This window comes from Providencia sp. JUb39 (genome assembly GCF_012272845.1).
Taxonomy (GTDB): domain Bacteria; phylum Pseudomonadota; class Gammaproteobacteria; order Enterobacterales; family Enterobacteriaceae; genus Providencia; species Providencia lanzhouensis.
Map to the genome: position 1 here is coordinate 3832463 of NZ_JAAWXD020000001.1, position 16706 is coordinate 3849168.

The following is a 16706-nucleotide window of genomic DNA, read 5'->3' on the forward strand; positions in this document are numbered from 1 at the left end:
ATAATAAATGATAATAACGCTATGAATGTACTGATCGTTGATGACGAACCCCTAGCCCGTGAAAACGTGCGCTGCTTACTTGAGGAACATGACGATATCGAGATTATTGGCGAGTGCGCCAATGCCATTGAAGCCATCGGTTTGATCCACAAAAAAAAGCCTGATGTGGTGTTTTTAGATATTCAAATGCCCCGAGTAACAGGATTAGAAATGGTGCGTATGCTCGACCCTGAAGAGCGCCCGCATATTGTTTTTCTGACGGCATTTAATGAATTTGCGATCCAAGCTTTCGAAGAGCATGCTTTCGACTATCTACTTAAACCCCTTGAACCTGAAAGATTGGCAAAAACTTTAGCCCGTTTACGCCAAAATAAACAGAAACAGAATCTCGAGCTCCTCGATAATAATGAACCGCTCAAGTTTATTCCTTGTACCGGACACAGCCGCATTTATCTAATGAAATTAGATGATGTGCAATATGTTACTTCTCGCATGAGCGGCGTGTATGTAATGAGTACCCAAGGACAAGAAGGCTTTACCGAATTAACCTTGCGCACATTAGAAATGCGTACGTCGTTAGTCCGTTGCCATCGTCAATATTTAGTGAATATGACCCAGCTCAGCGAGATTCTATTTGGGGATAATGGACAAGCCGAATTGGTGCTATGCTCAGGTGAACATATTCCCGTTAGCCGCCGCTATTTAAAACCCTTAAAAGAGGCGCTAGGGCTAATTTAACGAGTGACTCAGGAGAAAAGGTTATGGCTGATTTTTACCTGCAAATTCGCACCAATTCGATGACATTAAAAAATCTCGATACCCATGAAGAACACAGTGCAACGGGTGAGTTTTCAGCCAAAAGAATGGTTATCGGGGATTTTTTTAAAGCCGAGTTTGTACTGTATCAGTTGGTCTGCGATATGGGTCTGAAAGTCCGTCGCCCTTTTGCGTCGAAACATCGTATTTTGGTTCAAGCCCTCGAAATTATTGAAGGGGGCGTGAATATGGTGGAAGAGCGCCTATTTACCGAAATTGTTTACGGGGCATTTAATCAGCGTGTGAAAAAAGTGGTAGTAAGCCGAGCAACGTTACCTATGCCTCAGCGAGAAGCGAAAGCCTTATTAACTGCATAAAAAAACCCGCATTTTAAAATGCGGGTTTTTTGTATTTATCTCAGCCACATTAACGTGGCTGGATAGCGCTATTATGCGTTGTGGCTGCTGCTACGACGACGTGGCGCTGCATTGGTGCCATCTTGGCGCGGTGCAGAGTTACCACGGTCACGGTTACCGCCATCACGGTTTCCACCACGACGGTTGCCGCTGAAGCCTTCGCGATCACCACCGCTACGACGACCATCACGGTCGCCACCACGGTCATTACGACGACCTGCACCGAAACCACCTTCGCTGCCGCCTTCACGACGTGGACCACCACGACGTTCGCCACCGCCACGACGCTCAAATGGTTGAGCATCACCGATTAGTTGCATTTGCATTGGTTTGTTCAGAACACGCGCACGGCTTAAGTGAGTTAACACTTCGCTTGGCATACCTTTTGGTAACTCGATAGTTGAGTGAGTACCAAACAGTTTGATGTTACCAATGTAGCGGCTGCTGATGTCTGCTTCGTTCGCGATCGCACCAACGATATGACGAACTTCAACACCGTCATCACGACCCACTTCGATACGGTACATTTCCATATCGCCAACATCACGACGCTCACGACGAGCACCACGATCGCCGCGCTCTGCACGGTCAAAACCGTTGCCGTTGCTGTTGCGGTCGTTACGGTCACGACGGTCGCCACGACGATCATCACGGTCGTTGAATTCACGACGCGGACGACGCGGTGCATCTGGTGGCAGGATCAGAGCGCGTTCGCCTTGAGCCATTTTCAGTAATGCCGCTGCTAAAGTTTCCATATCTACATCTTCAGATGGAGACATTTTCGCTAACAGTGAACGGTACTGATCTAAGTCGCTGCTTTCTAATTGCTGTTGGATTTGTTCAGCAAATTTCGCCTGACGACGTTGGCTTAATACGTCAGCATCTGGCAATTCCACTTCAGGAATAGTCAGTTTCATTGTACGTTCAACGTTACGCAGTAAACGACGCTCACGGTTCTCAACGAACAGTAATGCGCGACCCGCACGACCCGCACGACCGGTACGACCGATACGGTGAACGTAAGATTCTGCATCCATTGGGATGTCGTAGTTAACAACTAAGCTGATACGCTCAACATCCAGACCACGTGCTGCAACGTCAGTTGCGATCAGGATATCTAAACGACCATCTTTTAAGCGCTCTAATGTTTGCTCACGCAGTGCTTGGTTCATATCACCGTTCAGTGCCGCACTGTTGTAGCCATTACGCTCAAGCGCTTCTGCAACTTCTAAGGTTGCGTTTTTGGTACGAACGAAAATAATCGCCGCATCGAAATCTTCAGCTTCTAAGAAACGCACCAGCGCTTCATTTTTACGCATGCCGTAAACAGTCCAGTAGCTTTGAGCGATATCTGGACGTGTAGTAATGCTCGACTGAATGCGGATCTCTTTAGGATCTTTCATAAAGCGACGAGTAATACGACGGATTGGTTCTGGCATTGTTGCCGAGAACAGCGCAGTTTGGTGTTCTGCTGGAATCTGGCTCATGATGTTTTCAACATCATCGATGAAGCCCATACGCAGCATTTCATCAGCTTCGTCTAATACTAAGCCTTTCAGTTTAGAAAGATCTAAAGTACCGCGTTTCAGGTGGTCTAACAGACGACCTGGAGTACCAACAACCACTTGTGGCCCTTGGCGTAATGCACGAAGTTGAACGTCATAACGTTGACCGCCATATAAGGCAACCACGTTGACACGGTTCATGTGTTTAGAGAAATCGCTCAGTGCTTCAGCAACTTGCACCGCTAACTCACGTGTCGGTGCCAGTACTAAAATTTGTGGAGCTTTTAAATCAGGATCGATGTTATGCAGTAATGGCAAACCAAATGCAGCGGTTTTACCACTACCAGTTTGTGCCATACCTAATACATCATTACCATCCAATAACAATGGAATACATTGTTGCTGGATTGGAGATGGTTTTTCGTATCCCAGGTCGCTTAGTGCGTTCAAAATAGATGCTGATAAACCTAGATCAGCAAAAGACATATCGGTCTCAGTCGTCATGTAAAGGTGCCTCATACTTAGTGGCGGCCAGTTTACATAACGGAGCGAAAATCATTTCGGTCATTATCATTTAAAATGTGAACTGGCTCAAATTGTGTTATTAAACGAACAAATAAACCCTCACCCGGGTGGATGATGGCTTAAAAATGAATAGAGAAATGTTCGTCAGCTATTGCTGGCCCGATTCTAATAGGTCGTCTTGTTCTTGGCCTAACAGCGCCAATTCCAACAATGCGTAGCGGTGCTCAACAAAGCTGTGTGCGTTGTTAGCTACCGTCAGTTTGAATAACGCAGTTGCGCTATCCTTATCCCCCAGACTTAGGTAATGCTTACCTAAATAGAAGTTAGTTTCACTGAGATGCTCAGCGAGCGAAGTGTTATCCGTAGATGTCTCTTTCAAACGCTCCATCAATGTCGTTTCATTGATATTGCCAAGATAGAATTCTACGATATTCCAGCCCCATTGCCCTTTCTCCGCTTGGTTGTAGCGGGCAGCAAGATTGTCTTGTGCCATACGCGGGTCTATGTCTTTTTCTACGAGATAAAGCCACAGAGTACGAAAAGGATCATTTGGATCTATCTGATAATACGCCAGCAGATCATCCTGCGCTAATTTGTATCGTCCACCGTAATATAATGCGATGCCACGATTCATTCGCGCGAAATTGTAAGTTGGATCAAGCTCTAAAACAGAATCAAACGCTTCATAGGCGGCATCATAGTTGCCAGCCTGCGTAAAATATATTCCTAAAAAGTTAAAGATTTCAGGAATATCCGGACGGATTGACAACGCAGTTGAAAAATCATTACGTGCCAGCGCCCTTAAACCGAGACTATCATACAGTACTCCGCGCTCATATAAAAGCTGCGCGTACTCATCATCGGTTAAAGATCGGCTCGCAAGGATTTGTTCCATACGAGCCAAAATTACTTCTTGTTGTAATGAAGGCTGCAATGGAACTGCAAAAACCTCGTTTTTACGCCAATCTTTATTACTACATCCAATAATAATAAAAAAGATGAACGCGGATAGCACACGGACTAAGGTGCGGCTATCGATAAAACGAAAGTTAATACAGTTCTGCATACTACGCCCTTACATTACCACTAGTCAGCAAATTTAGGCTGATAGCGCCTAAGTTTATCAGGCGCTACACTTTCGGTCAGCTTATTCTGCTGATTCCTGCTGTGCTGGAGCTTCTTCGCCAGCAACAGCTTCTTTCATGCTCAGGCGAATACGGCCTTGACGGTCGATTTCTAACACCTTAACAGGAACTTCTTGACCCATTTGCAGGTAGTCAGTCACTTTCTCTACACGCTTGTCAGCGATTTGTGAAATGTGAACCAGACCTTCCTTACCGCCACCGATAGCAACGAATGCACCAAAGTCAACGATACGAGTCACTTTACCTTGGTAGATACGACCCACTTCAACTTCTGCAGTGATGTCTTCGATGCGACGAATTGCTTCTTTCGCTTTCAGACCATCAGTTGCTGCGATCTTCACAGTGCCGTCATCTTCGATTTCGATAGTTGTGCCTGTTTCTTCCGTTAATGCACGGATAACAGAACCACCTTTACCGATGACATCTTTGATCTTGTCTGGGTTGATACGGATGGTGTAAATGCGTGGAGCGAACTCGGAGATCTCTTCACGTGGACCATTGATAGCTTGTTCCATTGTGCCAAGGATATGCAGACGCGCACCTTTAGCTTGGTTCAGAGCCACTTGCATGATTTCGCGAGTGATACCTTCGATTTTGATATCCATTTGCAGTGCGCTGATACCGTCACGGCTACCCGCTACTTTAAAGTCCATATCACCTAAGTGGTCTTCATCACCTAAGATGTCAGACAGGACAACGAAATCGTCACCTTTTTTCACCAGACCCATCGCGATACCCGCAACAGCAGCTTTAATTGGCACACCAGCATCCATCAGAGCCAGAGACGCACCACATACAGATGCCATTGAAGAAGAACCGTTAGATTCCGTGATTTCAGAAACAACACGTACTGTGTACGGGAATTCTGCTTGTGAAGGCATAACTGCCAGCACACCACGTTTCGCTAAGCGACCGTGACCAATTTCACGACGTTTAGGTGAACCAACCATACCAGTCTCACCAACAGAGTATGGAGGGAAGTTATAGTGGAATAAGAAGCGGTCAGTGTATTCGCCCATTAATTGGTCGATAACCTGTGCATCACGCTCAGTACCTAATGTTGCAGTAACCAGCGCCTGAGTTTCACCACGGGTGAACAGTGCAGAACCATGCGTACGTGGCAGAACACCAGTACGAACGTCCAGCGCACGAACCATGTCTTTCTCACGACCATCGATACGTGGCTCACCACGGATAACGCGGCTACGAACAACTTGTTTTTCTAAGTGAGCAAGAATGTCTGACACTTCAGAAACATCGACGTTTTCATCTTCAGCAACCAGAGTTGCAATTACTTCGTCTTTGATCAGGTCAACTTGAGCATAACGCTCTTGTTTCTCAGTGATACGGTAAGCATCGCCCATACGGCTTTCAGCCAGTGCAGCAACGCGATCGTTCAGAGCTTGGTTAACTGGCTCTGGCTGCCAATCCCATTTCTCTTTGCCCGCTTCTTTGACTAATTCATTGATGTTCTGGATAACAACTTGTTGTTGATCGTGACCGAACACAACTGCACCCAGCATTTGCTCTTCGCTTAACAGTTCAGCTTCTGATTCAACCATTAATACTGCGCTGTCAGTACCTGCAACCACTAAATCCAGACGGCTTGATTTTAATTCATCAGCAGTTGGGTTCAGAACATATTGGTCATTGATAAAACCAACACGAGCAGCACCGATAGGACCATTGAATGGAACACCAGACAGTGCCAGTGCAGCAGATGCACCGATCATCGCAACGATATCTGGGTTAACTTGTGGGTTAACAGAAACAACGGTAGCAATGATTTGGATTTCGTTCAGGAAGCCTTCTGGGAACAGAGGACGTAATGGACGGTCAATCAGACGTGCAACTAAGGTTTCGCCTTCACCAGGACGGCCTTCACGACGGAAGAAGCTACCTGGGATACGACCCGCAGCGTAAGTACGCTCTTGGTAGTTAACTGTTAAAGGGAAGAAATCTTGCCCTTCTTTAACTTTTTTCTGTGCCACAGCAGTCACGAATACTGCGGTGTCATCCATGTTTACCATCACCGCCGCCGTTGCTTGGCGTGCGATCATGCCTGTTTCTAATGTTACGGTATGCTGGCCATACTGGAACTTACGAACAATAGGATTTAACAAAATATTACCCTTTTTGTAAGGCTACGAGAGATTCTCAGGTAGCATGATTTATTTTCTGACTACAGCCTCGCGACTAATGAGAGGATTGATATTCCAATCATCAATTCTCTCATTAGCCGCGCGAATTCGGATGTAGTTTTCAGTGGTTTTAATTAAAACAGTCAATTATCGATAATAGCTTAACATTTTAGTTAAGTATAATTCGAGTATTACTTCAACTTTCAATTAACTTTTAGAAGAAAAGGGGCCATTTGGCCCCTTTCCTCTGAAACTGACAAGATTAACGACGCAGACCCAGACGCTCGATCAGCGCTGTGTAACGTGCGATATCTTTACCTTTCAGGTAAGCTTGTAAACGACGACGCTGAGCAACCATACGCAGCAGACCACGACGGCTGTGGTGATCTTTTTTGTGCTCAGAGAAGTGACCTTGCAGGTGATTGATTTGAGCTGTCAGCAGAGCGATTTGAACTTCGCTTGAACCCGTGTCATTTTCACCGCGGCCGAATTCAGCAACGATCTTCGCTTTCGCTTCAGTACTTAGAGACATAATAAACTCCAAAATAATATAAATTTAAGTGATGAGAGCCAATCTCTAATTTAGCATCTCAAGATTTAGCGCCGTCATTCTACGCTGCTTAGAGCAGCAAAGCAATAAGCGCCATTATGCGGACGGTTCATTTTCAACGACCAAACGCTTTGGTGCAATACGCCCATCTTCACTAATCAGAGCGATACCGATAAACCGCTGCTCTGAACCACAAGTGACACGGATCATGTCGCCTTCCACGAGGTCTTTTACATCACCGCGTACAGGTTGACCCTGTTTGAAATACGCGGCTGTTTCCTCAGTAATATTCACTGCAGGAAAATGAACCACTGCGGTATCCATTGGCAATAATAGCGAATCGAGTAAGGATTCAAATGAGCCTTCTCCCGCATCCACTTTTGCCCGCAAAGCAGCTAATTGTTCCAACGTGACCATGCGGTCATAAGGATAATTTGCGACTTGCACACGACGCAGATAAGTTACGTGCGCACCACATCCCAACATTTCACCTAAATCATCAATAATAGTTCGGATATAGGTGCCTTTAGAACAGTGAATTTCCAGTTCTAATTCGTTGTTATCCCAACGAATAAACTGAAGTTCATACACTGTAATTGGGCGGGTTTCACGCTCTACCGTAATACCTTTACGTGCGTATTCATATAATGGGCGCCCTTGGTGTTTCAGCGCTGAATACATGGAAGGAACTTGCAGTGTATTCCCACGAAAATGTTCGAGGGCTTCTTCAAGTTGCTGTGCCGTAAAAGTGATATCGCGTTCACTGATGATTTCGCCGTGAGAATCAGAAGTATCCGTTCGTTGCCCAAGGCGTGCAATCACCCGATAGCGCTTATCTGAATCGAGTAAAAACTGTGAGAATTTCGTCGCTTCACCAAGGCAGACTGGCAGCATGCCTGTCGCTAGTGGGTCAAGAGCCCCCGTATGCCCGGCTTTATTTGCGTTGAAAAAGCGCCGCACTTTTTGCAGCGCATCGTTTGAGGAAATATCGGTGGGCTTATCTAACAGCACAACGCCGTCAATATTGCGCCCGCTACGACGACGCCCCATTATTTTTCCTCTTTACTATCTGTACCTGCACGACGCTCTTCGTCATTACGAATAACGTTCGATACTAAGTTAGACATACGCATACCATCAACTAATGAATTGTCATATTCAAACGTTAACTCAGGAATAATACGTAAACGCATTGCTTTTCCCAGTAATGAACGAATGAAACCTGACGCTTCATTTAATGCTTTAATGCCGTCTGCAACCATCTCTTCTTCACTTTTTTCATTCGCAAAGTTGAAGAAAGTGACGAAGACTTTACCGTATGCCAGATCCCGTGACAGCTCTACGCCAGAAACGGTTGCCATGCCAATACGGGGATCTTTGATTTCGCGCTGCAAGATAATTGCAATTTCTTTTTGCATTTCTTGAGCTACGCGCTGAGAACGACTGAATTCTTTTGCCATCGTTAATCTCCTGACAATAAAGGGGGCAATAGCCCCCTCATTAATACTATTTTGTCACCACGATACTTCGTGGGTACTCACAAAATTAACCGTCGATTGAACGTTTAACTTCGATAACTTCAAAGACTTCGATCATATCGCCGACACGGACATCGTTGTAGTTCTTAACACCGATACCACATTCCATACCGTTACGAACTTCGCTAACGTCATCTTTAAAGCGACGCAGTGATTCCAGCTCACCTTCGTAGATAACCACGTTATCACGCAGAACGCGGATTGGGTTATTACGCTTGATGGTACCTTCAGTAACCATACAACCAGCAACTGCACCGAATTTCGGTGATTTGAACACATCACGGACTTCTGCAAGACCCATGATTTGCTGTTTGTATTCAGGTGCCAGCATACCGCTCATCGCTTGTTTGATTTCATCAATCAGGCTATAGATGACGGAGTAGTAACGTAAATCAACGCTTTCGCTTTCAACGACGCGACGAGCAGATGCATCGGCACGGACGTTAAAGCCAAGAATGATCGCATTAGAAGCTGCAGCCAGAGTTGCATCAGTTTCAGTGATACCACCCACGCCAGAACCGATGATTTTGATTTTAACTTCATCAGTTGACAGTTTCATCAGAGAGTCAGTGATAGCTTCACAGGTACCTTGAACGTCAGTTTTCAGTACGATATTCAGTTCAGAAACTTTACCTTCTTCCATGTTAGCAAACATGTTTTCCAGTTTAGATTTCTGCTGACGAGCTAATTTCACATCACGGAATTTACCTTGACGATACAGGGCAACTTCACGTGCTTTTTTCTCATCACGAACAACTGTCGCTTCATCACCCGCTGAAGGAACGCTGGACAGACCCAGGATCTCAACTGGCATTGAAGGACCGGCAGACAGAACTTCTTTACCTAATTCGTTGCGCATCGCACGAATACGGCCATATTCAAATCCACACAGTACGATGTCGCCTTTGTTCAATGTACCTTCTTGAACTAAGATAGTTGCCACTGGGCCACGACCTTTGTCTAGGTAAGATTCAACAACCACACCGCTTGCCATGCCTGCATATACCGCTTTCAGTTCTAAAACTTCAGCTTGCAGCAAGATAGCATCTAACAGTTCATCGATACCGGTACCCACTTTCGCAGATACACCGATAAACTGAGTGTCACCGCCCCACTCTTCAGAAATAACGCCATACTGAGACAGCTCATTTCTGACGCGATCTGGGTCAGCTTCTGGTTTATCCATTTTGTTGACCGCAACAACGATTGGCACACCTGCTGCTTTCGCATGCTGGATAGCTTCGATTGTTTGTGGCATAACACCATCATCCGCAGCAACAACCAGAACAACGATATCCGTTGCCTGAGCACCACGAGCACGCATAGATGTAAACGCGGCGTGACCTGGGGTGTCTAAGAAGGTGATCATACCTTTGTCAGTTTGAACGTGGTATGCACCGATGTGCTGAGTAATACCACCTGCTTCGCCTGATGCTACTTTCGTTGAACGAATGTAGTCCAGTAAAGAGGTTTTACCGTGGTCAACGTGACCCATGATGGTAACAACTGGCGCGCGAGCTTCTTTAACTGCTGAGCCAGTGTCACGGTCGTTCATTACCGATTCTTCTAACTCATTCTCACGACGCAGAATAACTTTGTGGCCCATTTCTTCTGCAACTAATTGTGCAGTTTCTTGGTCAATCACTTGGTTGATGGTTGCCATTGCTCCCATTTTCATCATCGTTTTGATGACTTGGGAACCTTTAACTGCCATCTTGTTAGCTAATTCGCCAACAGTGATAGTTTCGCCGATAACGACGTCACGGTTTACCGCTGCAACTGGTTTGGTGAAGCTTTGTTGTAAAGAGCTGCCTTTACGTTGCTTACCTTTAGTACGACCTGAGCGACCAGCAGCGCGTTCTTCTTCGCGATCCGCTTTTTCAGAAAGTTTGTTGCCTTTCTTCTGGCGAGGTGCTTTAGCAGAACGGTTACGAGAACGACGACCTTCTTCTTTCTCATCACTTTCATCTTCCGCCGCACGTGCGTGGGTAGATGTTGTTGTGTGATAATCGCTGTCATCTTCAGATTTGCTATCTGAGTTCCAGTCTTCGCCTTTTTCTTCAGCCATTTTACGGGCTTCTTCAGCAACACGGCGCGCATCAGCTTCAACTTTACGTTGAGTTTCTTCTTCCGCTTTGCGTTTCAGTTCGGCAGCTTCGGCTTCAAGACGCTGTTTGTCAGCGTTACTTTCGGTTGCCGCTTTGCTTGGTTTTTGATTTTCGCTTTGTTTCACTTTTTCTCTTTCCGCTACTTCGCGCGTAGCTTTATCAGCTGCTTCACGTTTTGCTTTCTCTTCGGCTTCACGTTTTGCGTTAGCTTCCGCGTCACGTTTTGCAGCATCTTCTGCTGCACGTTTCGCTTCTGCTTCACGTTTTGCCAGTTCCTCAGCTTCGCGCTGTGCTTGCTCTTCCGCTTCACGCTGCGCCTGCTCTTCCGCTTGCGCTTCTTCAGCGTCGCGGTTCACATAAGTGCGTTTTTTGCGGACTTCAACATTTACCGATTTGCTTTTGCCACCGGTGACTGGAACACTCAGCGTACTACGAGTTTTACGCTGTAATGTTAACTTACTTGGCTGCCCCGCTGCTCCGCCTTGTTCACGGTTTAAGTGGTTCAGTAAAGTTTCTTTCTCAGTCTGGCTAACAGAGTCATTCGCACCTTTCGTGATCCCTGCTTCAGCAAATTGCTGTACCAGGCGCTCAACTGTGGTTTGAATTTCCGTTGCCAGTGATTTTACAGTTTCTGTCATGCCGTTCCTTCCTGCTACAGTGTTTACGCATCGTTTCCGAACCAGCAAATATTACGTGCTGCCATAATGAGTTCGCCTGCTTTCTCATTATTCAGACCTTCGATATCAATCAGGTCGTCGATGCCCTGCTCAGCAAGATCTTCCAGTGTACAGATACCGTGAGTAGCCAAATTATAGGCCAGAGTACGATCCATACCATCAAGATTCAACAAATCTTCTGCTGGCTGATTATCACCCAAGCTCTCTTTTTGAGCTAGTTCAATTGTGGTGAGGGCAGCTTTTGCTCTTTCACGTAGAACTTCAACGGTTTCTTCATCAAGACCGTCAATTTCCAGAAGTTCTTTAATAGGCACGTAAGCCAGTTCTTCTAATGTCGAGAAGCCTTCTTCAACAAGTGTTGTAGCAAACTCTTCATCAATATCTAGATGCTTAGTGAATGTTTCAATAGAAGCGTGAGCTTCTGCCTGATGTTTTGCATTCAGCTCTTCCGCAGTCATGACATTCAGTTCCCACTTGTCATCACCGCGATGGATTTTCAGTAACTGAGCCGCTAAGCGAACGTTTTGTCCATTACGTCCAATTGCTTGCGCTAAGTTGCTGCTTTCAACGGCAACATCCATCGTACAGTTGTCTTCATCAACCACAATAGATGCCACATCAGCCGGAGCCATAGCATTAATAACGAATTGCGCTGGGTTATCATCCCATAACACAATGTCGATTCTCTCGCCGCCTAACTCACTAGAGACAGCTTGAACACGAGCACCGCGCATACCAACGCAAGCACCAACTGGGTCGATACGTTTGTCGTTAGTTTTTACTGCGATTTTTGCACGAGAACCTGGATCGCGAGCTGCTGCCTTGATCTCGATGATCTCTTCGCCAATTTCTGGTACTTCGATGCGGAATAATTCAACCAGCATCTCTGGACGAGAACGAGTAACAAAAAGCTGTGCGCCGCGCGCTTCAGGACGAACATCATACAGGACGCCGCGAATACGGTCACCTGGACGGAAGTTTTCACGTGGTAGCATATCTTCGCGCAGGATCACAGCTTCTGCGTTATTACCTAAATCTAAGGTAATGTTTTCACGGTTAACTTTTTTAACCTGAGCAGTGATGATTTCACCTTGTTGCTCACGGAATTGGTCAACCACCATCGCACGCTCAGCTTCACGTACTTTTTGTACGATAACTTGCTTCGCGGTTTGCGTGGTAATACGGTCAAATACAACAGATTCGATTTGGTCTTCGACGTATTCGCCTAACTGCAATTCAGGATCTTCGAATTGTGCAGCTTCCAGTGTAATTTCACGGGTTGGCATTGTGACTTCTTCGACAATCACCCAACGACGGAAAGTATCAAAATCACCGGATTTACGGTCGATTTCTACGCGAACATCAATCTCTTGCTCATATTTCTTTTTAGTTGCTGTCGCCAGCGCAGTTTCCAGAGCCTCGAAGATTTTTTCACGAGGGAGGGATTTTTCGTTAGAAACCGCTTCAACAACAGCCAGAATTTCTTTGTTCATCCTAGTTGCCTCATTGAACTTAATTAAAAGTGTGGTACCAAGTTAGCTTTCTGGATGTTGCCGAGGGCGAACACCTCATCCTTACCATCTACAGTAACCGTAATCATTTCACCATCAACGGCTTTGATAATGCCTTGCCATCTACGACGGTTCTGCATCGCGATACGCAGTGACAGAGCCACTTCTTCACCCATGAAACGCTCATAATGAGCAATGGTGAACAGTGGACGTTCCATACCCGGTGACGATATTTCAAGGTTATAAATCACAGAAATTGGATCTTCGACATCCAATACTGCACTTACTTGATGGCTGACATCAGCACAGTCATCAACAGTGATGCCTTCTTCACTATCAATGAAAATACGCAGTGTCGACGTGCGCCCGCGAACAAATTCTAAGCCTACAAATTCAAAGCCTAGTGCTTCCACTGGTGCAGAAACCATCTCTGTTAATTTTTGCTCTAATGTGGACAAGCCCACCCCCAGACATAAAAAAAGGGCATAAAGCCCAGTTAATTCGATTGTCAAATAACAAAAAACCCCGAAATTCGGGGCTTTTGTAACTGGACCCATAGTACATGGGTTTACCGTGCTCTTAGTATACCTTGAAAATCTAGATAAATCGATGAGAAATTACGATAACGATATCTGATATTGTTGCGACAAGATATGTATGACTAAGAGAAATGGTTGCGGGAGCTGGATTTGAACCAACGACCTTCGGGTTATGAGCCCGACGAGCTACCATGCTGCTCCATCCCGCGTTCGAAACGTGACTATTTTACACTGACTATTGTGAGTTCACAAGTCGTCTAAAATAATGGTGCCGAGGACGGGACTTGAACCCGTACGCCCGTTTTGTAGGCACTACCACCTCAAGGTAGCGTGTATACCAATTTCACCACCTCGGCACTGAGGCGAGGTTACTAATTTCACAATCAATAACCTCAAATTTTTAACTTCTTATTACGTTACTGCTAATGAGGACATCATGTCGTCATTCGGAATCTCTAACACTTAACGAGGAATATCACTCGTTGGTGTTGCTGGTGCTGCCGGAACGTCTGTTGGTTGCTCGACTTTTGCCGGTTCGCTAATGTTTTCCCATTTACTACCTGCACCAGTTCCATATTTATTGGCAGTCATGTTGCCAAGAATTAAACTGATGATGAAAAACACAGCAGCCAAGATTCCAGTCATACGGGTCATGAAGTTACCTGAGCCCGATGAACCAAACAGTGTTGCAGAAGCGCCCGCACCGAATGATGCACCCATGTCAGCACCTTTACCTTGCTGTAACATGACCAGACCAATTAGGCCGATAGCCGCGAGCAAGAAAACAACTAAAAGAGCTATATACATTTGAGTTACCTATTCAGTTACGGCGCATAGCCTATGCTATGACCCTTATACTGCACACCTACTCAAAACATTATTACAGAATTGAGCAGGTGCGAATACTAACCAAAGCTGAGCCGACAAGCAAGTCTATTTTGATTTCATTTAACTATTTGAAGAAAAAAACAGCAAACTATCGAAATAATGCTCAACTCGGTTATTCGCCTCCCTCCAGCTAATTTTGATTAGCTAAAGGGAGAATATACGGCATTAACCTGCAGCTTTAACTGCATCAGCAATACGGTTCGCCATTTCGGTGACAGTTTCTTCGTTTTCACCTTCAACCATGACACGAATCAGCGGTTCAGTACCTGATTTTCTCAGCAATACGCGACCTTTGCCGGCTAACTCTTTTTCCACTTGCTCATTTGCCGCAATGACAGCATCACTTTGCAGAGGATCGTGTTTGCCTTTAAAGCGTACGTTGACCAGAATTTGAGGTAGAAGCTTCATACCGCTGCATAAATCGTGCAGGCTCATATGATTACGCACCATGGCACTCAGTACTTGCAGACCCGCAACAATACCATCGCCTGTTGTGGTTTTATCTAATAAAATCACATGACCTGAGTTTTCAGCCCCCATGCGCCAGCCTTTTTCTTGGAGTTTTTCCAGAACATAACGGTCGCCCACTTTCGCACGTTCAAATGGAATACCCAGCTGTTTCAGCGCGATTTCTAACCCCATATTGCTCATCAGTGTACCCACAACGCCACCTTTTAACTGACCTTGACGCAGTGCTTCACGAGCAATGATATACAGAATTTGGTCGCCATCGACTTTATTACCTTGATGATCGACCATGATGATACGGTCACCGTCACCATCAAATGCTAAACCTACATCCGCTTTTTCTGCCAGAACACGCTCTTGCAGCTTACGAACGTCGGTTGCACCACATTCTTCGTTGATATTGATCCCATTAGGATCACAGCCCATTGTGATGACTTGCGCGCCTAATTCGCTAAATACGTTAGGTGCGATGTGGTAGGTTGCGCCGTTCGCACAGTCTAAAACCACTTTAAGGCTGTTTAAGCTTTGCTCGTTCGGGAATGTCCCTTTACAGAATTCAATGTAGCGCCCTGCAGCATCGACGATACGGTTCGCACGACCCAGCTCTGCAGATTCAACGCAAGTAATTGGCTTTTCCATTTCAGCTTCAATCGCTTCTTCAACTTCGTCAGGCAGTTTAGTCCCGTCGATGGAGAAGAATTTAATCCCATTATCATAGTAAGGGTTATGGGAAGCTGAAATTACGATCCCAGCCTCAGCGCGGAAAGTGCGAGTTAAATAAGCTACTGCTGGCGTTGGCATTGGACCGGTGAAGGAAGCAGATAACCCTGCTGCAGCTAAGCCAGCTTCTAATGAAGATTCCAGCATGTAGCCAGAAATACGCGTATCTTTACCAATGATAATTTTACGTGAGCCGTGACGAGCCAGTACTTTACCCGCAGCCCAGCCTAATTTTAAAACAAAATCAGGCGTAATTGGGCTATCGCCCACTTTGCCACGGATACCATCAGTACCAAAATATTTACGGTTACTCATACGCTAATTTTTCCTTTTCTGACAGAGTCATCTGAACGACTTGCATTGCTTGTACTGTCTCTTTCACATCATGAACTCGGATAATTTGCGCTCCTTGCATTGCTGCAATAGTGGCGCACGCTAAGCTACCCGCTAGACGTTCTTGAGGTGGAACATTTAATAATTGTCCAATCATAGATTTTCGTGACATCCCTGCCAAGAGCGGTAGTCCGAAATCATGAAATTGATCTAAATGCGCTAGTAACTGGTAATTATGCGACAGGTTCTTACCAAAACCAAAGCCTGGATCGAGGATTATTTGCTGTTTATCAATTCCCGCCTTCACGCAGCGCTCAATCTCACGATCGAGATACTCTTTAACTTCTTTTACTACATCCACATAATCGGGGGCATCTTGCATGGTTCTTGGTTGACCTTGCATGTGCATAATGCAGACGGGCAGCCCTAACTTTGCAGCCACTGCAAGGGAGCCATCTTCATGTAACGAACGGATATCATTGATAATATGCATCCCAGCTTTCGCAGCCTCATCCATTACTTGGGCTTTTGATGTGTCTACAGAGATCCAAACATCAAAACGTTTTGCAATCGCTTCCACTACTGGTACAACGCGGTCGAGCTCTTCACTGACAGAAACTTCAGCCGCACCAGGTCGAGTTGACTCGCCGCCAATATCAATAATTGTTGCCCCTTCTTGTACCATTTTGGCAACATGGTCTAGAGCATCATGATAACGATTATGAGTGCCACCATCTGAGAATGAATCAGGAGTAACATTCAAAATCCCCATCACTTTAGGAGTGGATAAGTCAAGGAGGCGACCTCGGGCTTTAATATGCATGATTATTTTTCCTTAACGTAAAAAACCCCAGTAATCTGGGGTTTTTAATTATTCAACTTGTTA

General features: G+C 45.6%; 14 protein-coding genes and 2 tRNA genes. 2 read left to right on the forward strand and 14 right to left on the reverse strand.

All coding sequences use genetic code 11. The features are described from left to right. Positions 1-21: 21 nt before the first annotated feature. Positions 22-738: a two-component system response regulator BtsR gene (btsR, locus tag HFU86_RS17760; protein ID WP_036949068.1), complete on the forward strand. Its 717-nt coding sequence runs from the start codon at positions 22-24 to the stop codon at positions 736-738. A 23-nt stretch (positions 739-761) separates the two neighbouring features. Then, positions 762-1133 carry a YjaA family stress response protein gene (locus HFU86_RS17765; RefSeq protein ID WP_132496365.1) on the forward strand — a complete coding sequence of 124 codons (372 nt, stop codon included), beginning with the start codon at positions 762-764 and terminating at the stop codon, positions 1131-1133. Between the two features lie 71 nt (positions 1134-1204). Here the strand turns inward: HFU86_RS17765 and HFU86_RS17770 are convergent, their stop codons facing one another. The 14 genes from HFU86_RS17770 to folP form a co-directional block, all read right to left on the reverse strand. Beyond that, complete coding sequence (locus tag HFU86_RS17770) at positions 1205-3181, reverse strand: DEAD/DEAH family ATP-dependent RNA helicase (protein ID WP_036949064.1); 1977 nt, start codon at positions 3179-3181, stop codon at positions 1205-1207. Positions 3182-3350: 169 nt separating this feature from the next. Beyond that, complete coding sequence (gene nlpI, locus HFU86_RS17775; protein ID WP_154599704.1) at positions 3351-4268, reverse strand: lipoprotein NlpI; 918 nt, start codon at positions 4266-4268, stop codon at positions 3351-3353. Positions 4269-4349: 81 nt separating this feature from the next. Further along, positions 4350-6470 (reverse strand): polyribonucleotide nucleotidyltransferase, encoded by a 2121-nt coding sequence (pnp, locus tag HFU86_RS17780; protein WP_187129772.1) that lies wholly within the window; start codon positions 6468-6470, stop codon positions 4350-4352. A gap of 280 nt (positions 6471-6750) precedes the next feature. Beyond that, entirely contained in the window at positions 6751-7020 is a 270-nt protein-coding gene (rpsO, locus tag HFU86_RS17785) for a 30S ribosomal protein S15 (RefSeq protein ID WP_006814502.1), read from the reverse strand. Positions 7021-7134: 114 nt separating this feature from the next. Then, positions 7135-8088: a tRNA pseudouridine(55) synthase TruB gene (truB, locus tag HFU86_RS17790; protein WP_187129773.1), complete on the reverse strand. Its 954-nt coding sequence runs from the start codon at positions 8086-8088 to the stop codon at positions 7135-7137. Next, entirely contained in the window at positions 8088-8498 is a 411-nt protein-coding gene (gene rbfA, locus HFU86_RS17795; RefSeq protein ID WP_036949056.1) for a 30S ribosome-binding factor RbfA, read from the reverse strand. The genes truB and rbfA overlap by 1 nt, the downstream gene beginning before the upstream one ends. 85 nt (positions 8499-8583) lie before the next feature. After that, complete coding sequence (gene infB, locus HFU86_RS17800; protein ID WP_132496363.1) at positions 8584-11322, reverse strand: translation initiation factor IF-2; 2739 nt, start codon at positions 11320-11322, stop codon at positions 8584-8586. A gap of 23 nt (positions 11323-11345) precedes the next feature. Beyond that, positions 11346-12854, reverse strand: coding sequence for a transcription termination factor NusA (nusA, locus tag HFU86_RS17805; RefSeq protein ID WP_036949051.1), 1509 nt, complete (start codon positions 12852-12854; stop codon positions 11346-11348). A gap of 23 nt (positions 12855-12877) precedes the next feature. Next, positions 12878-13330 carry a ribosome maturation factor RimP gene (rimP, locus tag HFU86_RS17810; protein WP_006662411.1) on the reverse strand — a complete coding sequence of 151 codons (453 nt, stop codon included), beginning with the start codon at positions 13328-13330 and terminating at the stop codon, positions 12878-12880. Between the two features lie 213 nt (positions 13331-13543). After that, positions 13544-13620 (reverse strand) — tRNA-Met (locus tag HFU86_RS17815). Positions 13621-13677: 57 nt separating this feature from the next. Further along, positions 13678-13767: transfer RNA gene (locus tag HFU86_RS17820), tRNA-Leu, on the reverse strand. Between the two features lie 106 nt (positions 13768-13873). Beyond that, positions 13874-14218: a preprotein translocase subunit SecG gene (gene secG, locus HFU86_RS17825; protein ID WP_036949048.1), complete on the reverse strand. Its 345-nt coding sequence runs from the start codon at positions 14216-14218 to the stop codon at positions 13874-13876. A 246-nt stretch (positions 14219-14464) separates the two neighbouring features. Further along, the gene (gene glmM, locus HFU86_RS17830) at positions 14465-15802 is read right to left on the reverse strand and encodes a phosphoglucosamine mutase (RefSeq protein ID WP_036949046.1); all 1338 of its coding nucleotides are present in this window, start codon (positions 15800-15802) and stop codon (positions 14465-14467) included. Then, positions 15795-16643, reverse strand: a complete 849-nt coding sequence (gene folP / locus HFU86_RS17835) for a dihydropteroate synthase (protein ID WP_132496362.1) — start codon at positions 16641-16643, stop codon at positions 15795-15797. Before folP ends, glmM begins: the two co-directional genes overlap by 8 nt. Positions 16644-16706 lie beyond the last annotated feature (63 nt).